Here is an 18,780-nt window from a genome sequence, read left to right as displayed (position 1 = left end):
ATGGATTGGGAAGAGGGCTTTGATGCTAATATTCATATGCTGGAGCAGGGCTTTTCCATTCAGCAGACGGAGAAGTACAGCATTCATCGCATCGTTCGCACGGATGAGCTAGAAGGCGTTCCTCCGATTTGCGAGATGACGGTGGGACCTGGGCGGAAGCTGATTTTGTTGGATGAGTCAGCGAATGTGTGGATATATGATGATGAAAGCCGCCATAGGGAGTTATTGTTTCGCCAAGGTCATGGATTATTCAGCTCGCAAGCGATGTTAGCTTCGATGTCGGATCTCCTTGTGATTGCGGATAGCGGTGAGGAAATGGAGCGAAGACTAGCCGTCTATTCCATCTCTAATGGTCAGACCATGTGGGCGATTCAGTCATGGGAAGGGTTGAGCCTGTACCCGCTCTCGTTAAATACGAAACTGAAAGCAGTGAATACGCTGTACATAACGGTTCCTTTGGACATTGCGGTTGGTATGAATGGAAGTCCCGAAGTCCCGAAGGACGGCAGGATTGGCATTATACAGTGGAACTCGGCCGGCGAGGTTATACGGGTGTATGAACATGAAGTGCATCGTATGACAGAGGCGATTCCGATTACGAAGCTGCAGGAGCGCTATTTCACTGCAGCGACAGACGGCACCATAGCCTTGCTGGATACCCAGCTTCGGACGGTGACGGTGTTCCATGAAGATGGGCGAGAGCCGTTTCATTTCCAGTTGGAGCAGGAAGGGCGTTTTGCCGGAATTTCCATTGATACGAATCATAATCTCTATATAGGGGATAGCGGTTACGCGCAGCAAGAGGGTGTGACGGAGCGGTTTATTTTAAAATATCGCGGCAATGGCGACCCCTTGGATAAGGTCACGGGTTTCCGGGGACGAACGGATAAATTAGTGCAGGATGGACGCAATCGCCTGTATGTGTTTGATCGAATAAGCGGTCAGATTAGCTTGCTAGATCTTCGTTCCCGAACGATGCTGCTTGAGGATACCCAATTGCCGGAGGCGGTGTACTTCTCTGCTGACCTCGATACGACGGAGACGGAGACCGTTTGGCACAAGATACGGCTGGAAGCGGACATTCCGGAGGAGACGCAGGTTCGGTTTTCTTATTTTGCCTCGGATGAAAGTGAAGGTATGGTTGATGGGGATTACGTTAATTTCACGAGTTATTTCACAGATCCGGATATCTCGGTAAAAGAAAAGCTAAGAGCAACGCGCGATCTGTGGTCCGAGCCAATTCTTAATCCGAAGGATGCGCTCCTGATGAATCGCAAGGATGGCGTCCTAATGAATGTGCAGGGTCGATATCTGTGGTTCAAAATCGAGCTGATTGGCAGCGAGCAGAAGTCGCCTTTTATTCGTAAGCTGAGAGTGTATTATCCGCGTAATTCCTTGATCGCCTATTTACCAGCGATGTATCAGCAAGATGAGGAGCACAGTCCTTTCCTAGAGCGATTTCTTGCGATGTTCAGTACGTTTTTTGACGATATGGAGGATACGATCGATCGGATTTCGGGTCATTTTGATCCGGATGTGGTGTCTGGGCCGTACTTGGCATGGTTGGGCGGTTGGCTCGCGATTACCGAGCAAGAGGCTTGGGGCGAGAAGAAGCTGAGAGAGCTGATTAAGCGTGCGCCGGAGCTTTACAAATTGCGGGGTACGCGCGAGGGCTTGATGAATATGCTACAGATTTACACGGGCGAAGAGCCGTTCATCCTAGAATATTTTCAGTTTAAGCAAATGCAAGAGACGTCGGAGTTGCGGCAGCTTTTCGGCCAATTATATGGGGATAATCCTTATACCTTCTGTGTGTTACTCAAGCCAGAATGTGTGCGTACGGACGAACAGCGTTTGATCATTGAGCACATTATTGAAGATCAGAAGCCAGCGTATACCGAAGGCAAATTGATCGTGCTGCAGCCTTGGATGTATGCGGATATGCATACCTACCTAGGTATTAATACGTACTTGTCTGAGCCTACCTTATTAACCCTCGATCAGCGGTCATCGATGCCTTATAATACGGTGCTGATTGATGTGGATCGCGATAAACGCATGGATATTCATACACGCTTGGGACTAGATTCCGAAATCGAATAAATGAATTGAGTCATAGAAGGTGAGGGGATCGTTATGAAAAAATCACGTTATTACCCGTTTGAACGCAATCGGTATTTCTATGGGAAGCTGCTGACGGTCAGAGATTTCGAGTCCGAGCAAAAGTATTTCAACGACAAACGCAGAATGATGAACCGTTTGCTGCATGGTTCCGGCGTACTTACGGGCTTGCAGGTCGTAGCGGTGGATGAGAAGTCGGTGTCGGTTGAAATGGGTGCTGCGATTGATGCCCTAGGCCGAGAAATTGTCGTGCCATCGCCGATGACGATGAAGCTGTCCATGATGGATGGGTTCAGCAACAACCAATATGCCAAGAATGTCTACTTGTGTATTGCCTATGATGAAAAGGAAAAAGAGCCGGTTCACGCCGTTGCGAATTCTTCTGTCCGTTCGGACGAAATTAATGATTATAATCGTGTACTGGAGAGCTACCGTCTGTTCATCCGCGAGGATGCGCCAGATCCTGCTTCTCTGCCGCTTGCTACTTTGACAGATCAGACAATTGTGTTGTACCAAGATAAGCATGTTCGTGTCCTGCAAACAACACCTCGCTATGTGAATCCTGGGCAGTTGTTCGAGATGAAGCTGCGCTTTGAGAAAACGTTGAAAGCAGGCAGATTGTCCTTCCAATATGAGCTCGATGCTCATCGTGTAGAGGCGATTAACGGGAAAACGATCGTATTCCAAGAGAAACAGGATGCGCAAGAAAGTGAATACGAAATGAAAGTGCTGCTGCGCGCGGATAGTACAGCTTCTGTCAAAGCGACAGTCGGTGTGCAAGCGGGCACAGCGGTTTTGATGTTGGATGATAGACAGCTGGAGCTGCAAGCACAATCTGTTGGTGAGATTGGCATTGTGACCGAAGCGGTGGAAGCGCGGTTGATGTCGGATTTCGTGAAGCAATCCTTAGAGGCATCGTTGGAGGCCCCATCGGAGCCTTGTATTTATTTGGCCAAAATTTGTTTAGTCCAAATTGGACCTACCTATGTAATTGAAAGTGTTGAGCAGGTGCCATTTCACGAGTATGTTTACAATACATCCGTGATGTATCGACTCGGTCAAGCTAGTCAATATCGGGAAGAAACATCCGGTCAATTCGTAACGAAGTCCAAGGTGAAAACCTTGGCACCAGGGCAAAAGCCGGAGTTGAACGTGAATTACAATCCCTCGATCAGTGAGTTGTCCTTTGATCTGGGTATCCCAGCCGGCGGTGGCAGCGGGATTGCAGGCATCGTAAGCGGATATGTGGATATCACCATTGATCCATTCACGAAGATCGCGGTGTCTCCTTTCGGGCGAGCAACGAAGAGCTTCTATTCCGGTGAGATTGCACACGGACTCGGCGAGGGGAATGTGTTGATCATTACGAGCTTGGAAGAGCGGAGCGGTGATGCCTTCTCTGATATTTTGTCCAGCGGAGATCGCGTGTATGGCGGCTCCTCGGAAGTATTCAAAGGCAGCGAGTTTGAGCCGGATGCACCTGAGGTGAAGATCGGAACGATCGCGTATCCTCAGAAGGGCACATTCCGTATCGGCGTGAAAGTGCAGCAAACGAGCGAACAAGGCAACGTGCGTGTGCGCTGGTGGGCGTACAGTGCTGAGATGGCGAGCGCGGTGCAAGGCAGTGGCGAAAGCGACTCCTTGGACGAGGCGCTGTCCGCGATGCGGGAAACAGCTTCGGCGGGTAGTGACGTGGAGTAGGCAGTAAGGTAAATAGGGTAAATAGACCGTCCTGAACAAGTTGAATTGTTCGGGATGGTCTTATTTGTTGTTGTGCAGGGAGGAGGCTCGTATGAATCCAATGGACTTTAATTGAAACGAGTAGAATAGTTATTGGGTATGTTAAGGGCTAGCTATAACGAAGCAGCCGCTGGAGCTTCCTTCACTATTCCTTTGCGCTGCATCTGTTTACCAAAAGTGACATAGTAGAGTACGAGAATAACAAGCTGCGAACCCGCCAACACAACATACATATTGCTAAAAATAAAGCCAGTCACGTTGCTGAACAAGGGGTTCCAGTTAGGAATCGCTGCCGATCCCAGATCGACAACTTTACCGTAGATGGAGATAGCAATGCCTTGCCCAATGAAATTGGCCATGGCTACCATGCCCATCCCGACGCCAACTTGATCTGTAGGCAACGTTCTCGATACCGAGTTGGAGATGGCAATGGTGATGAACGACTGACCGACATTTCCGAGAAGGAGGAAGGCGGCGATGAACAGCGGTGAGCTGCTAGTAAACGTCGACAGTAACATGAAACAGGCCAGCAATAGGCTGGAAGCGATATAGACGACGTAGGAGTTGCCTTTGGCATCGGCGAGCTTACCGCCTTTGCGTCCGAACACCGCAGAAGCAACAGCGGCAGGCACCATGGCGAAGCCGATCCAGACGGAAGGCAGCTGCTGAACATCAGCTAACAGAAGCGGGCTGAGCACATAGAGCGAGCAGCAGGTTCCACTGACGAGGAACGAGATGGTGAGTCCGAGTGTGTATTTTCGATTTTGAAATAGCTTCGGCGCAATAAAGGGCTCTCCCGCGGTGCAAATTCGGGCAATGAATAACCCCAAAGCGACTAAGGAGCCTAGCAAAAGCCAGATGTTAGTCGTCACGCTCAGCAGGAGCAAGGCGATAGTGACAGCTAGCAATCCACCGCCAAGCCAATCGAATTTGCCAGCTCTACCAGCGGGCTCATTCCCTAAATATTTACGGTAAAAAGGAATGGTCACCAGAATAATTAGAGGTACAGCGAACAACCAACGCCAATGCAGTGTGCTTACGATCAAAGCGGCGATAACGGGACCAAGCGCATTACCGAAAGCTAGACCGACCGCCGTCATGCCGAGGGCCACACCTCTCCGTTCCGGAGCAAAATAGCGCAGGGGAATGATCATGGCAATCGCGGGGATGACCGCAGCGCCTGCTGCTTGCAAGCATCGGCCGACGAGCGCCATGCCGAAGGTGTGCGAAGTAAGTCCGAGCAAGGAGCCTAATGCGAATAAGAGGAGTCCGAAGGTGACCAAATTTTTCAGCGTATAGCGGTCAGCAAGTTTCCCGTATGTAACGGCGCCAATGGCGTAGATCAAAATATAAGCCGAAGAGAGCCAGCTCACTTGGGCAATGGAGAGAGAGAATTCTTCACTGATCTTCGGAAGAACGATGTTAAACATGATGCCGCTCATCATGGAGAGGGTCAAGGTGAACATGAGAATACGCATCAGTTTGTTACCGACTTGAAGCGGTGCGTTGGTTGTCATGGGGGTTCACTTCCTTTACATAAAATGACTGTCAGTACTTACTGACATGTGAGTGAGAAAAAAACTAGGACTGTAAAGCCCTAGCAAATAATTTGACACTTTCTTGTACGAATGGTGCTAAGGTGATGCCAGGATAGCTTTTTTGACTATCGAGATCGTTTATGAAGGCGCCGAAGTGCATCATCATGAATGAAAATGCGTGAAGCTCGGGATTCGCTGTGGTGATTTTCCCCTTCTTAGACATCTCGATGAAATAATTGGTTAAAATCTCTAGCAGCTGCTGCGGATGCTTCTGGGTACGATTACGGAAGCCCGGCAGTTGCCCTTCATCTTCTTTGAGGGAGATCTGAATCATTTTCCGATTTCGGTTCATAATCTCATGATATGTCGTGCTAACAAGAAGTAGATCCGTCTCCAAATCCCAGACGAGCTTCTCAGCAAACAGTTTCTTCATTTCTTCTGCATAATGATAACGGTCGAAGGCAGCTTCAAGGAGCTTCTGCTTACTGCCAAAATGGCGAAACAAGGTCTTCTCGCTGAGGCCTGCCGCGGTAGCGATTTCCAGTGTGGTTACGCCGTTGTAGCCTTTTTCTGCGATTAAATGGAGTGCTGCTAATAGAAGTTTATCGCTGCTTCCCATCTTGCTGCCGTCCATAGTATCCCTCTCTCAATCAAAATGTCAGTAATCACTGACATTTATGATAAGCTGGCTAGGCAATTAAGTCAATGGCGATATTATTATGCGGAGTTTGGGTGAAGAGGTATTTGCGGGGCATGGATGTCCTTGCATTTGTGGGAGCACTATCGTTTCAGCGGAGATAGGGATTTCCTGCGTTCAAGAGCATACCCGATCATGAAGGGGGCTGCGCAGTTTTTTCTTGATTTTCTCGTGGAAGATGAGCAAGGTCATCTAGTCACGGTCCCGTCTCTTTCGCCGGAGAATACGTATCGATTACCGAATGGCAACATAGGTCGTCTGAGCATTGGGCCGTCGATGGATTCGCAGATTATTCATACCCTTTTCGGTGCTTGTATCGAAGCAGGGACGGTGCTCGGCACGGATGAACTATTCCTTGAACAGCTAGATCAGGCAAGGAAGCGATTGCCGGAACCCGCGATCGGCAAACATGGGCAACTGATGGAATGGGCCATCGATTATGAGGAAGTAGAACCTGGGCACCGCCATATTTCACACTTGTTTGCGCTCTACCCTGGTGAGCAAATTACCGTACATCATACACCAGCGTTAGCTGAGGCAGCTCGTCGGACGCTAGAGAAACGGCTTGCACACGGAGGTGGCCACACGGGGTGGAGTCGAGCGTGGATCATCAACTTCTGGGCGAGATTGAATGACGGTGAGCAAGCCTATACCCATGTAATGGAACTGTTGGGCCATTCCGTGCATACGAGTCTACTAGGCGACCATCTACCTTTCCAAATAGATGGCAACTTTGGCGGATCTGCGGCCATTGCAGAGATGCTGCTGCAATCACACAGGAATGAAATTCTGTTACTTCCCGCATTGCCAAAGGCATGGAGTAATGGCAGAGTGAGCGGCCTGCGTGCCCGGGGCGGCTTTGAGGTTGAGATCGTGTGGTGTGACGGCCAGCTGAAAGAAGCGTTGCTGCTTGCTACGCAGAATGGCATGTGTAAGATTCGCAGCGAATTCTCCGTTAAGGTAGCTCGGGATGATGGAGATTGTGTTATGGTGCAAGCTTGGAGCGGATCGGTCTATTCGTTTATGGCAGAGTTAGGTAAACGGTATAGGGTTCATCATGTGGGTATCTGCCATGATTGCAAAAAATGAAAAATGAAGGGCTGCTTAAAAACAAAACCCGACTTGTTCTCTATGGACGAAGTCGGGTTTTGTTTTTGTTCATACGGGACAAAATTGCCAGCGCCATCCCAACCGATAATAATAACACGATGACAAGTGCTCATTGGGTTTCCTCCTCTTTTTAGCCCCAAAAGCTGATCATTAGAATCCCTATTAAGATGAGAATGGAGCAAAGAATGCGTAATGTGCCTTGCTTCTCCTTCAGGATAACGATGCCCAAAATGGTTGCGAAAACAGTCCCAATCTCGCGCAGCGGGGAGATATGGGCAACAGGGGCGTATTTCATGGCGAATAGGAATAACAAGTACGATGCGGGATTGAGAATAGCGCCGAGTCCAATCATCTTGAAGTTGAATTTCCACTCCATGCGGAGCTGTTGTGAAGCGATAACAAGGGGTGTGAGTCCCGCGACAAATCCGATATTCGTCACCTCTAATAAGGCGATGGGCGAGATGTGTGCGAGATTTAGTTTATCGACAAGTACGTAGCAAGTCGTGCACAGGCCCACACTTAGAGCCATTAGAAAGGGTTTAATAGATTTTACAGACGCCTGTCCAGAAGATCGCAATTTTGTGAAGATACCGCTGAGCGAAACGAAGCTAATCACCATACAGAGCAGACCTAACCATCCAAGTAGGGATAGGGATTCGCGTAGAAACATGACACCGACAATTGGGATGAATAAAGTGTTGGTGCCTCTCATAATGGGATAGATCTGCGATAGATCCCCCATATTGTAGGTGCGCGCTAGCAATAGTGCATAAATCGCCTGCAAACAGGCGGATAGCAGGAGTAGTCCGTAAGCAGATAAGGATAAGGGATTGAACCATAATTCTCTGATCAAATAAGGAAGTAGGATAACGGTAGTCACCATGATAATGGACCACAGGAAGACGCTTTTGTTCAGGCTGCTCTTGGTAAACAAGCTCCAGATGGCGTGAGCAAGACCTGAGGCAACAACGAGTAAAATCGACACAGTAAACAAGTGATCAGCTCCAAACGTAGGTTAGGTTACAGCGTAGGCGAGTGTTCGGGTTGATCACGGATGACGGTGCCGTCAGCGAGGCGAAGCCAGGTTTCGAACTTGCGTTCACCTTCGTGCAGTCGAATCATGCGGGCGCCACGTGGAAAGCCTTCTTTGCCATACGTATTGTAGCCAGTCGCTCTGCCATAACAGAGACGAATCCCGTGAAGCTCGCCCCAGTAATCGTTGATGTGATCATGGCCGCAGAAGGTTCCTGCGACATCGCCCATTTCAACCATAGATGCGAATAAACCTGAATTTACGCGAGCACAGCAAACATTTTCGTGCTTGTTACCATAGCATGTTGCGCGATCCCACACTTGCTGATATTCCGGGAGCGGGATATGGAAAAAAGCGAGTGCAGGCAGAGCAGCTTGCTCATTGCTGGCTCCCTGGCTGAGACGGACATGGCGGGATTGCTCCGTATACCAGTTGATCTGATCGCTGCGAATCCAGTCATAGCCTTGAATCTGTGGGACTGTCGAATGACTGCCTGAGTCGAAAAAGTATAAGTTCGCTACGGGTCGCCCATCACCTCCATAGAGAGGTAAACGATAATTGCCAACTCCGCTAATGTCTTCAGGACCAGGCTGTGTCACATTGTAGGGATACTCAAGTACATGGTTCATGAGCTCTTCTCTTGTGATTAAGGTTTCGGTGTCATGATTACCGAATACCACAGCCCATGGAATGCGTCGGACTTCGGCAGCTTGGACAGCATCGCGGAACGCTTGGAGGGGCTGATCACAGTGCTGTTCACCTTCCGAAACAGGTCCTGTATAGATGACATCACCGGTAAAAACGACGAGATCAGGTTGCTCCGCATCAAGCACTTCTTCCATCAGGCGGAGGGTTTGTTGATCCTCGCTTCTGCCATCGATCCAGTGTAAATCCGTAAATTGTGTGATCGTAAAAGTGCGATCCTCGCGAAAAGTCAGCGGTTGCGGCTTGAGCATGATTATGGCCCCCTGTATGTATTGGATGTGGAATCTTGTTGTTTTTAATATAAATGTTGTTGTTTGCTGACAATTGTATAACCGTTTATACAAAGCTGTCAACGAACAATTTTCGGTGAGGCTCCCCTGATTGACACACCTAGCACCAACCCCTACACTTATGAAAACAACATAAAACAACATCATATATCAATTATCGGTCATGTTAGGAGGCCATTATGTCATTAACCTATGAAGATCGCAGGATGACAATTCTGAATCATCTGGAAATGGAAGGAAAAGTACAGGTGCACCACCTATCTGAGCTGCTTAATGTTTCGACGGAAACGGTGCGTCGGGACTTGGATCGGTTGGAGAAAGAAGGCAAGCTGCGTAAGGTATATGGGGGCGCAGTCAAAATGCGCATGGAACTGGTCGAACCTCCCTTTCTAAACCGCGTGCAAATGATGAGGCCAGAAAAAGCGGCTATTGGTAAACTGGCTGCCTCCTTTGTTCAGGATGGCGAAACCATCATGCTGGATAACGGTACAACGACGATTGAAATCGTCCCCTTTTTGAAGGACAAAACGAATGTTACGTTAATTACAAACTCTATCCCGATTCTCAATCTGGCGATGGAAACGTTCCGGGGACGCATTATTTTTGCCGGTGGTGAAGTCAGCCAAGAGTGTCGGGCCGTGACAGGCACCCTGGCAGATCAGTTGCTCGATCAATTTAAAGTGAACAAAGCGTTTATTTCGGCTGGTGGTATCTCATTAACGGATGGCATTACTGACTTTCATTTGGCAGAGGCGGTTATTTCGCGGAAAATGATGCAGCGGGCCGAAGAATCCATTCTGATTGCAGATCATAGCAAATTCGGTCTATCTACGTTTGCTAGAGTTGCCAAGCTGGAGGAAATCTCCATGCTGATCACGGATCCCGGTTGCCCGAAGGAATGGGTGGATACCATCGAGGGGCTTGGTATTGAGGTGCGGATTAGCGAGTAACGAGCAAATTACATACATAAACCATACATCAAAGAAAGGCCAGCTGAAGGAACGGTATCTCGTTCTCTCACTGGCCTTTATATGTTCCATTTTACTATTGTACGGAATGGTGTTTCGGTCGGAACTCACTTGGCGATTGGCCGGTCCAGCGACGAAATTGCCGTGAGAAGTGGCTGGCTGATTGAAAGCCAAGCTTATCGGCAATGTCTGTCATCGACATGTGCGTCGTGACGAGAAGTTCTTTGGCCTGCTTTAGCTTCATCTGGCTGACATACTGGCGCGGTGATAGGCCGTACACCTTGGAGAACAGTTTGCTGCACTGGCTTCGGCTCATGTTCAGCTCTTTCGCGATCCCTGCGACAGAGGCCTCCTCGCCGAGACCAAGAGTTAGCTTCTCCTCGATCGCATGCGCGACATCGGTCGAGAACAACGACGCATCTCGGCTCGTTGTCCCCTCTGCTCTCGCACTATCTCGGCTCGCGGCACTCGCATCCCCACTCTTTCCCGTGCTCTGATTCCGTAGCAAGGCAAGTACATCATGAATAATGAGCAGCGTGTAGGATTGCAGCAGCAGTTTATCTTCGAATAGCAGCTGTGGCGTCTGGTCCTGCTCAGCTCCATGTTCTAACAGGCGGCTGCGATGCACAACGGCCTCTAATTTACCAACGTAGTAGCGAAGCTTGCTCGTGGAGGCTTCCTTTTGCCTGATAAGCTGATAGGGGGTTGCCGCTAGCAGACTGCGAATCTCGGTATCATCGAGATCAAAGTGAACATTAAAGTAGCCATAGTTAACGGCAGAAGGATTGGCGGATTGGTGCCGGACGCCGGACTTGATGAGGAGCCAGTCGCCTTCGGACATTAGGACGGAATCACGATGTATGTCGTGCAGAACTTCACCCTCCAAGCAGTATAGCAGCTCAAATAAATGATGATGATGCCTCGGATAGGCCCACCCTGGGGGCTGCAGCCCAAAGTGACAACCGACAACCTGCAGCGTCTGAATCATATTTGGAAAACGGTAAATATCCCTATACAGATCCTCCACAAGGCATGCCTCCAGTTTGCGTTCGATCGGTGATTTCGTTGCCTCTATCATAGCATCCTTTGGCACATTTGGTATAGAACATGCGCTATTTGGAGATTGAGTAGAATGGCATGAATCAGCGATGATGAGAGGAAAAGAAAGACTTACTTATACGCATAATTCGGAGGGATGATCGTGGCTATTTTAGCAGCAGGAAACAAGCAATTTCTACTAGATGGGGAGCCAATCCAACTCTTGTCAGGATCCATCCATTATTTTCGCGTGGTTCCTGAATATTGGGAAGACCGGTTGTTGAAGCTGAAAGCCTGCGGTTTTAACACGGTAGAGACGTATTTACCTTGGAATTTGCATGAACCGAAGGAAGGCGAATTCAATTTCAGCGGCCTCGCGGACGTAGAGAAATTCGTACAACTGGCAGGGTACCTCGGTCTCCATGTGATTGTGCGGCCTAGTCCTTACATTTGTGCGGAGTGGGAGTTTGGTGGATTGCCGGCGTGGCTGCTTCAATATCCCTCAATGAAATTGCGTTGTATGGACGCTATGTATTTGCAAAAAGTTGATCGTTACTACGACGAATTGATTCCTCGTTTGAAGCCGCTGCTGAGTACGAATGGCGGGCCGATTCTCGCGATGCAAATCGAGAATGAATATGGCAGCTACGGGAACGATACCGCGTATTTAACGTATTTACGGGATGGTTTAATCAGCCGAGGTGTGGATGTGCATCTGTTTACCTCAGACGGTCCTGAGGATGGCATGCTGCAAGGCGGCACGGTGCCAGGAACGCTTGCTACCGTCAATTTCGGCTCACAGCCGGAGACGGCTTTTGAGAAATTCCGCCAATATCGGGAGGATGAGCCGCTTTTCTGCATGGAGTACTGGAACGGGTGGTTCGATCACTGGCTGAAGCCGCATCATACGCGTGATGCTGGAGATGTAGCGGATGTATTCGATCGGATGCTGCGCGCGGGTGCTTCGGTGAATTTCTATATGTTCCACGGTGGAACGAACTTCGGATTCTATAACGGAGCGAATTACCAAGAGAAGTATGAAGCGACGATTACCAGCTACGACTACGATTCACCCTTGTCGGAATGCGGCGATGTGACGGAGAAATACAGTGCGGTTCGTAAGGTGATAGCCAACCATTTGGGAAAACCGGAAGAGGAGCTTCCAGCGCTGCCTGAGCCTATTCAGAAGAAAAGTTATGGTCAAATCGCCTTAACTGAAAAGGCTGATCTGTTGGAATCTTTGTCTTATCTGACTAAACCAGTCGAGCGTACTGATCCGGTAAATATGGAACAGCTGGGGCAAGATTATGGCTTCATCGTCTATTCGACGAGGGTGTCAGGACCACGTGTTGGTGAAAAACTGCACATTCAGGACGTACACGATCGTGCGCAAGTATTCTTGGATGGTGTGTATCAAGGCACGGTAGAACGATGGGATGCGCGTCCACTCCAGATGGACATTCCTGCTGGGGGAGCTAGGCTGGATATCCTAGTTGAGAACATGGGACGCGTCAACTATGGTCCCAGACTTCGGGATTGTAAAGGTATCACAGAGGGCGTGCGTATGAACAATCAGTTTTTGTTTGATTGGACGATGCATCCACTCTCACTAGACAATCTAGCTGTGATTCCGTTCGGGCGTGCGGGGTCAGATAAAGAAGATCGTCCGACCTTTTATCGTGGGGAATTTAACGTAGATGATGCAGGAGATACGTTTGTCAGGTTAGCAGGTTGGTCAAAAGGTGTCGTGTGGTTCAACGGCTTCAACCTCGGCCGATTCTGGGAAAAAGGACCCCAAAATACGCTGTATTTGCCAGCTCCTTTATTGAGAACTGGGCGTAACGAGATCATCGTATTGGAGCTGCATCACCTTGAGGATGCCGTTATTGAACTGACGGATACACCTGATTTGGGCTAATGCCTGGCATGTTAAGGCAGCCGACTGGAGCTATTTAATAGACTTGGAAGAACCGTGTAAGCATTATGCTTACGCGGTTTTCTTATTGATAGGGATTGGATGTATTTGGATAATTCAAAGGAATTAGCAAATACTAACGGAAATGGGGTCGGACGGAGGGGACGGAATGGAAATTCAGGATGATTTATTTCAAATCTCAGACGAGATCGAGACGAATGTACGTAAGCTTTTCCAGTGCTTCCATTCTTCCGACGATGTGCGATCCAGGGAATTTAACTTGCATGGCTTAAAGGGGAGCCTTCTCTATCTGACTACGGTAACGGATAAAGATAAGCTGAAATCCGATATTCTAGGACCGTTGCTCCAAGCTGGGGAAGGCCGTCTTGAAGATATTCTTCCCATTATGGATATAGAGATTGTTACCGATTTGAAGTCTGCGGCGGATGGGATGCTTCAGGGCAGATGTGCCATACTGATTCATCAAAGAACAGATATTGTCATGGTAGATGCAACAGCAAGGGTTGCACATAGCGTGGGAGAACCGCAAAATGAGCAAACGATTCGCGGATCGCATGTCGGTTTTGTGGATGACGTTTCCGTCAACGCGCAATTAATCCACCAACGCTTGAAGAATGCGAACCTGGTTGAACGGCATTTCACGCTAGGGTCTGAAAGCCCGACGAACGTAAAGCTGTTATACATGTGTGATGTTGCCGATATGAACGTCGTTGACGAAATTATCGCTAATTTACTCACGAATCAGGCTACATTCATTAAATCCCCGGGTCAAATCACAAATCGGTTAGAAGGCAGCCATTTATCGCTATTTCCTCAAATGCTTTTTACCGAAAGGCCCGACAGTACAGTGTCGCATTTAATGGAAGGACGAGTGGCACTGCTGGTGGACGGAAGCTCGTACGCAACGATTCTGCCTGTCACGTTCTTTATGTTTTTCCAAGCGGCGGATGACTTCAATGTTAGGTGGTGGAACGGGACTTTCTTCCGATTTCTCCGGTTAATCAGCGTCATGATCGGCATCGCACTTCCTTCGGTATACATATCCATTGTGTCGAATCATTTTGATATCCTGCCAATTGATTTGGTGTTTTCCTTGAAAGCCTCATTGGAAAATATCCCTTTCAATCCCCTTATGGAAGCTTTGTTTATGATTACCGTGCTAGAGCTACTTAGAGAAGCTGCGATCAGACTGCCTAAATCGATTGCGTCAACACTGTCGATTGTTGGAGGACTTGTTATTGGGAGTGAAGTCGTCAATGCGAATCTCGTTTCCACGACCATGATCGTTGTCATTTCTCTGACAGCCGTGGCTTCCTTCAGCGTACCCTCTCATGAAATGCGCCTGGCGATTCGGCTCATCTCATTCCCGATTATGATCGCATCCTCGCTGCTAGGTTTTGTGGGGATATCCTTTAGCTTCAGCTTGTTATTCATGCATTTAAGTAAGCTTGAAACGTTCGGCGTGCCCTACTTTTATCCGTTTATGCCCTTTAATCCAAGGCGTATTTTGACAACGCTTGTGCAACTGCCCCGAAGAATCTTCGGCGGGAAAGCATCTGATAGGAGGGCATCATGACACGGGTTCAATTATTTGCATTCATTCTGCAAACACAGATCGGTATCGGTGTATTGTCTTTCCCTTATGATTTGCATAAAGCAGCTGGTGCGGATGGATGGATATCCATCCTTTTGGCTGGAGGGAGCGTGCAGCTCCTATTATTTGGTTACGTCCTCTTGTGTAAAAGGTTTCCCGGACAAAACCTCTATGAATTAGCACCTCTCATCGTTGGGAAGTGGCTCGGAAATATGATCTCTACGATTTTCATTGCTCATTTTACCTTTACAACCTGCCTGATTCTTTTGCTGGAAATGACGTTCGTCGAGTTATGGATACTGCCCTTTTCTAATCCATGGCTCATCATCGTGGCGAATTGTTTGGTTTGTATGTACCTAGCTAAAGAGAATGTTCGGATTATTGCTCGTTACCATGCGATGATTTCCCTATTAATCATTATTATGCTGGCGATCATGCTGACAAGCTTTCGTACGATGGATTACCGCTTTTTGCTGCCTATCGGGCAAGAAGGGGTGCACGGGATTATGATGGGGGTCAAAAGCTCTGTCCTTTCTTTTCTAGGTTTTGAAGTGTTTTTAGTGCTGAATTCCGATATCCGAGCGCAAGGAAAGAACTTAATGGCTCCCATCCTGTGGGCAAATGGATTAGCAACGCTATTTTTTATGATCGTCGTCCTCATTTGCTTTCTGAATTTCAGTCCCGAGTCGCTTAGCTTCATTCCGCAGCCTGTACCGTATTATTTAAACGGCATTTCCCTGCCATTTTTGGAACGACTCGATCTGCTCTTTCTTTCCATCTGGCTGGTGAAAGTGACGGCTACTCTGATTAGTTACATCTATTGTGCTGGGAAGGGTTTGGGCTATCTGTTTCATGGGAATGAGCATAAGAAAGTCGTTTATTATTTGGTCCCTTTTGTCTGTTTAACTGGTATGTTTTGGAGATCGGAGGCAAGAGTCCAATTTCTAGAGCAAATCACGAAGGTTGAAGGCTTTATCATTCTCGGGATTCCGATTGTGCTCTTAGTTTTAGCATGGATAATGGGAAAAAGGGGGCAATTACCGGCATGAGGAGTCTTGTACTCGGGAGTCTGCTGGCGCTGTTGCTGTCAGGATGCAACTATCATAATGAGCTCAAAAACCTGCAATTAATCTACGCAACGTCTATTGATGTGAATGATAGAAATGATATCGTCACTACCGTAACCATTCAATCCCCCGGCGGGAAGGAAAGGACATCACCGGTGCATGAGGTGTTATCGGCATCAGGATCTACGCTGCAAGAATCGTTATATAAAAAAATCGGGCTACAAATCGCAGGCCCGATCGGTACATCCAAAAATCAAGTCATGTTGATCGGCGAGAAGCTGGCGCAAAAAGATTTAGCGGATATCCTCGACTCTACGTTTCGTAATGCTAACGATCCGATGCTGGCCAAAGTGGCCATCGTTCGTGGGAATGCTGGGGACTTGATTCGCCTTGATCGTATCGGGTCTGCTACAGCAGGGGAATATTTGCGCAAAATTATTCAAAGCGCGCGATATGAAACCGTGCTACCTGCCATAACCTTACACTCACTTTATCCTTCTTTGCACGATTTGGGGCGCGATCCGGTTATTCCACTGCTCAGGAAAGAATCGGATAAAGCGGTTGTGGATGGTTTAGCCTTGTTGCATGAGCGCAAATTTACGGGGTACTCGTTAACGCCTGAGCAATCGACACTTATCCTTTTAATGAATGGGAATAAAGCCAATCTCTGCGTCATCACCCGGAATATCAAGGAGGAGTCTGACCAAAATGACCCCTCCGACTATTTATCATTAAATATCTCCAATTTAAAGCGCAATAAGCATGTGTGGATTGACGCGGAGGGGCAGGTTCAGGTGCAAATAGACTTGAGCATGAAAGGCTCCGTCATTGAAATTGCCAAATATGATCTATCCGGGAAGCAGCAGTTGGAACAATTAAATAAGCGATTCTCCGAGCTGCTGACGGATGAAGGCAATGAGATTTGCAAGCTGATTCAGCGTGCACATTCAGACGCCTTGGGCATAGCGCGGGATGTGATGGCTTTTTATCCAAATGAGTGGAAAAAGATGGACTGGGAGACGGACTACCCGAAGGTGAATTTTCAAGTATCTATGAAAGTGGAGATAGTTTCACACGGAATTATCAATTAGTGGATATGATTTAGCGGCTCCTGAGAGTGGCAAGGGTAATACGTAGTGGGGTAACTCATGTTATCTACTTCCCTGCAAGCTCATCGTTTATTTCCAAGGACTCCGCGGATCTACCTTCGCCATATAACTCGTTCAAATGCTCCACATGAGCCATTCCCCAATCATTCATGGCCTGTAATAAAGGCGTCATTTTTTTGCCGTATTCCGTAATCGAATATTCGACTTTTGGGGGGATTTGAAGATACACCTCGCGATGAACGATATCATGATATGCTAACTCTCTTAGTTGGGAAGTTAGCATTTTTTTGGTTATTTCCGGCATCTTTTTTTGAAGTTCACTAAATCTCATGGTCCCATTTGCAAAAAGATGAAATAGAATCACAGGCTTCCATTTCCCAACGAGAATCTCTAATGCAGTTTCAACTTTACAACCATCTGGCATTCGAATTCCTCCTAAAATGCAAGAAAACCCTAAGGTATCTTTTTGTATACTATGTTTATTTGAAGTGCCTACTTCCGATGACTGATCCTTGGCATTATTATAACTCTATAAATAAGCAAAACTCAAGGAGGACTTACACTATGAATATCGCCTTATGGATCATTCAAGGACTATTAGCATTGATGTTTATTACGGCCGGTTTGATGAAAGCTTTTCAGTATGAAAAAGCAAAAGCGACATTGCCTTGGGTAAAAGATTCATCAAAAGGACTCGTTACTTTTATTGGGGTATCGGAACTGCTTGGCGGATTAGGCTAAATCCTTCCTTATGCGACAGGTATTCTACCGTCCCTAACGCCAATTGCAGCGGTTGCTCTTGCAGTGGTTATGCTTCTGGCGGCTGTATTTCACGCGAAGCGAAAAGAATACCAGGGAATCGGCATGAATATCATATTGATAGCGTTAGCCGTATTTGTTGCGATAGGCCGCTTTTAATCTTTTACGATAGGAAGGAGGTTAGACTAACGTATGCTTTCGCCCGTTTTTTTGGCGCATGGTTCGCCGTTTACCATATTTGAAGAATCCGATTTTACAGTGTTTTTAAACCGCTTCGGCAAAGAAAATCGCCCCAAAGCAATCGTCATTTTTTCAGCGCATTTTGAAAGCGACATCACAACGATTGCTGCAACCGACGATGTTCATGACATGGTTTATGATTATTATGGGTTTCCAGAGCCCTTCTATCAAGTCCAATATCCAGCTAGAGGCTCAACGATTGTTGCCTCCATCGTGGAAGAACGACTACGCCAGCATAATATCCCCTTCCGGCGGAAATACCGCGGACTGGATCATGGCGTGTTTCCCATCATGATGCATGCTTATCCGGAAGCCGATATTCCTATCGTTCCTGTATCGGTCAACCCATTTTTGCCGGCAAGGGAGCAAATTGCTATTGGCGAAGCCTTGCAGGGGTTGGATAAGGAGGGAATCCTCGTGATTGGCAGCGGTTTTGTTAGCCATAATTTTAGTGAATTCGACCGAGACAAGCATGCACCTTCTCGCGAATGGGCCGTGCAATTCAAAAATTGGCTCATAGACAAAGTGCTTGCCAGAGATATCGCGTCCTTGAGCCAGTATGACAAAATAGCCCCCTATGCGGCATTGGCCGTACCGCGTGCAGAGCACTTCGTGCCATTGCTCATAGCGCTGGGTAGCGCAAGCGCTGGCGGTGATATTCGCGTGCTGTTCGACACGATTGAGCATGGCAGCGGAAGCACACTTAGCTTTCAGTTTTAGTGGTGGGCAGCCAGTAAGTTCATTTGAACATGCCATGCATGAAGGTTTCCTCGTGTATACCTGGTACCTTTAAAGTGTCTACTTCCAGCGATCACTTCAAATCGTTATACTTATG

Annotated in this window: 15 protein-coding genes and 1 pseudogene; 10 read left to right on the top strand and 6 right to left on the bottom strand. The window is 47.9% G+C overall.

The genetic code is table 11. The annotated features are described in order from the left end of the window. Together AC58P7_RS29240 and AC58P7_RS29235 are read left to right on the top strand one after the other, a co-directional pair. Window positions 1-2,103 (top strand): phage tail protein, encoded by a 2,103-nt coding sequence (locus AC58P7_RS29240; protein WP_497349343.1) that lies wholly within the window; start codon window positions 1-3, stop codon window positions 2,101-2,103. A gap of 33 nt (window positions 2,104-2,136) precedes the next feature. Further along, window positions 2,137-3,822: a hypothetical protein gene (locus tag AC58P7_RS29235; RefSeq protein ID WP_497349341.1), complete on the top strand. Its 1,686-nt coding sequence runs from the start codon at window positions 2,137-2,139 to the stop codon at window positions 3,820-3,822. A 152-nt stretch (window positions 3,823-3,974) separates the two neighbouring features. On the opposite strand, the gene AC58P7_RS29230 is transcribed toward AC58P7_RS29235, so the two are convergent. Both AC58P7_RS29230 and AC58P7_RS29225 read right to left on the bottom strand, forming a co-directional pair. Beyond that, on the bottom strand, window positions 3,975-5,378 hold the full coding sequence (locus AC58P7_RS29230) for an MFS transporter (RefSeq protein ID WP_497349339.1): 1,404 nt from the start codon (window positions 5,376-5,378) through the stop codon (window positions 3,975-3,977). Window positions 5,379-5,442: 64 nt separating this feature from the next. Further along, the gene (locus AC58P7_RS29225) at window positions 5,443-6,033 is read right to left on the bottom strand and encodes a TetR/AcrR family transcriptional regulator (protein ID WP_497349337.1); all 591 of its coding nucleotides are present in this window, start codon (window positions 6,031-6,033) and stop codon (window positions 5,443-5,445) included. 123 nt (window positions 6,034-6,156) lie between these two features. Between AC58P7_RS29225 and AC58P7_RS29220 the strand changes: the two genes are divergently transcribed. Then, a complete protein-coding gene (locus tag AC58P7_RS29220; protein ID WP_497349335.1) occupies window positions 6,157-7,185 on the top strand; it encodes a glycosyl hydrolase family 95 catalytic domain-containing protein in 1,029 nt (342 codons plus the stop codon). 151 nt (window positions 7,186-7,336) lie between these two features. Here AC58P7_RS29220 and AC58P7_RS29215 read toward each other — a convergent pair whose 3' ends face one another. Beyond that, on the bottom strand, window positions 7,337-8,191 hold the full coding sequence (locus tag AC58P7_RS29215) for an EamA family transporter (protein WP_497349375.1): 855 nt from the start codon (window positions 8,189-8,191) through the stop codon (window positions 7,337-7,339). 35 nt (window positions 8,192-8,226) lie between these two features. Next, window positions 8,227-9,195, bottom strand: coding sequence for a metallophosphoesterase family protein (locus AC58P7_RS29210; RefSeq protein ID WP_497349333.1), 969 nt, complete (start codon window positions 9,193-9,195; stop codon window positions 8,227-8,229). A 218-nt stretch (window positions 9,196-9,413) separates the two neighbouring features. Between AC58P7_RS29210 and AC58P7_RS29205 the strand changes: the two genes are divergently transcribed. After that, window positions 9,414-10,184 carry a DeoR/GlpR family DNA-binding transcription regulator gene (locus AC58P7_RS29205; RefSeq protein ID WP_497349331.1) on the top strand — a complete coding sequence of 257 codons (771 nt, stop codon included), beginning with the start codon at window positions 9,414-9,416 and terminating at the stop codon, window positions 10,182-10,184. A gap of 94 nt (window positions 10,185-10,278) precedes the next feature. Here AC58P7_RS29205 and AC58P7_RS29200 read toward each other — a convergent pair whose 3' ends face one another. After that, complete coding sequence (locus AC58P7_RS29200) at window positions 10,279-11,280, bottom strand: AraC family transcriptional regulator (protein ID WP_497349329.1); 1,002 nt, start codon at window positions 11,278-11,280, stop codon at window positions 10,279-10,281. 117 nt (window positions 11,281-11,397) lie between these two features. Here AC58P7_RS29200 and AC58P7_RS29195 point away from each other — a divergent pair, with 117 nt between their 5' ends. From AC58P7_RS29195 to AC58P7_RS29180, 4 genes are all read left to right on the top strand, one after another. Continuing rightward, window positions 11,398-13,158 (top strand): glycoside hydrolase family 35 protein, encoded by a 1,761-nt coding sequence (locus AC58P7_RS29195; protein WP_497349327.1) that lies wholly within the window; start codon window positions 11,398-11,400, stop codon window positions 13,156-13,158. 166 nt (window positions 13,159-13,324) lie between these two features. Next, complete coding sequence (locus tag AC58P7_RS29190; protein WP_497349325.1) at window positions 13,325-14,752, top strand: spore germination protein; 1,428 nt, start codon at window positions 13,325-13,327, stop codon at window positions 14,750-14,752. Continuing rightward, complete coding sequence (locus AC58P7_RS29185; protein WP_497349323.1) at window positions 14,749-15,819, top strand: GerAB/ArcD/ProY family transporter; 1,071 nt, start codon at window positions 14,749-14,751, stop codon at window positions 15,817-15,819. The genes AC58P7_RS29190 and AC58P7_RS29185 overlap by 4 nt, the downstream gene beginning before the upstream one ends. Beyond that, complete coding sequence (locus AC58P7_RS29180; protein ID WP_497349321.1) at window positions 15,816-16,928, top strand: Ger(x)C family spore germination protein; 1,113 nt, start codon at window positions 15,816-15,818, stop codon at window positions 16,926-16,928. Before AC58P7_RS29185 ends, AC58P7_RS29180 begins: the two co-directional genes overlap by 4 nt. 64 nt (window positions 16,929-16,992) lie before the next feature. On the opposite strand, the gene AC58P7_RS29175 is transcribed toward AC58P7_RS29180, so the two are convergent. Beyond that, the gene (locus AC58P7_RS29175) at window positions 16,993-17,370 is read right to left on the bottom strand and encodes a winged helix-turn-helix transcriptional regulator (protein ID WP_497349319.1); all 378 of its coding nucleotides are present in this window, start codon (window positions 17,368-17,370) and stop codon (window positions 16,993-16,995) included. On the opposite strand from AC58P7_RS29175, the pseudogene AC58P7_RS29170 reads away from it, so the two are divergent. Continuing rightward, window positions 17,340-17,864, top strand: a pseudogene (locus tag AC58P7_RS29170) (DoxX family protein). The gene AC58P7_RS29175 and the pseudogene AC58P7_RS29170 overlap by 31 nt on opposite strands. 33 nt (window positions 17,865-17,897) lie before the next feature. Beyond that, complete coding sequence (locus AC58P7_RS29165) at window positions 17,898-18,665, top strand: DODA-type extradiol aromatic ring-opening family dioxygenase (protein ID WP_497349317.1); 768 nt, start codon at window positions 17,898-17,900, stop codon at window positions 18,663-18,665. The last annotated feature ends 115 nt before the right edge of the window (window positions 18,666-18,780 follow it).

This window comes from Paenibacillus sp. J22FR5 (assembly GCF_059691975.1).
Note: the sequence above shows the minus strand (reverse complement) of the source record. Positions and strands in the feature narration are given on the sequence as shown.

Coding starts and splice junctions, on each gene's coding strand:
- AC58P7_RS29240 (WP_497349343.1), top strand. CDS start 1: ATGGATTGGGAAGAGGGCTTTGATGCTAATATTCATATGCTGGAGCAG.
- AC58P7_RS29210 (WP_497349333.1), bottom strand. CDS start 9,195: ATGCTCAAGCCGCAACCGCTGACTTTTCGCGAGGATCGCACTTTTACG.
- AC58P7_RS29185 (WP_497349323.1), top strand. CDS start 14,749: ATGACACGGGTTCAATTATTTGCATTCATTCTGCAAACACAGATCGGT.
- AC58P7_RS29180 (WP_497349321.1), top strand. CDS start 15,816: ATGAGGAGTCTTGTACTCGGGAGTCTGCTGGCGCTGTTGCTGTCAGGA.
- AC58P7_RS29235 (WP_497349341.1), top strand. CDS start 2,137: ATGAAAAAATCACGTTATTACCCGTTTGAACGCAATCGGTATTTCTAT.
- AC58P7_RS29195 (WP_497349327.1), top strand. CDS start 11,398: ATGATCGTGGCTATTTTAGCAGCAGGAAACAAGCAATTTCTACTAGAT.
- AC58P7_RS29230 (WP_497349339.1), bottom strand. CDS start 5,378: ATGACAACCAACGCACCGCTTCAAGTCGGTAACAAACTGATGCGTATT.
- AC58P7_RS29200 (WP_497349329.1), bottom strand. CDS start 11,280: ATGATAGAGGCAACGAAATCACCGATCGAACGCAAACTGGAGGCATGC.
- AC58P7_RS29205 (WP_497349331.1), top strand. CDS start 9,414: ATGTCATTAACCTATGAAGATCGCAGGATGACAATTCTGAATCATCTG.
- AC58P7_RS29220 (WP_497349335.1), top strand. CDS start 6,157: ATGTCCTTGCATTTGTGGGAGCACTATCGTTTCAGCGGAGATAGGGAT.
- AC58P7_RS29225 (WP_497349337.1), bottom strand. CDS start 6,033: ATGGACGGCAGCAAGATGGGAAGCAGCGATAAACTTCTATTAGCAGCA.
- AC58P7_RS29165 (WP_497349317.1), top strand. CDS start 17,898: ATGCTTTCGCCCGTTTTTTTGGCGCATGGTTCGCCGTTTACCATATTT.
- AC58P7_RS29175 (WP_497349319.1), bottom strand. CDS start 17,370: ATGCCAGATGGTTGTAAAGTTGAAACTGCATTAGAGATTCTCGTTGGG.
- AC58P7_RS29190 (WP_497349325.1), top strand. CDS start 13,325: ATGGAAATTCAGGATGATTTATTTCAAATCTCAGACGAGATCGAGACG.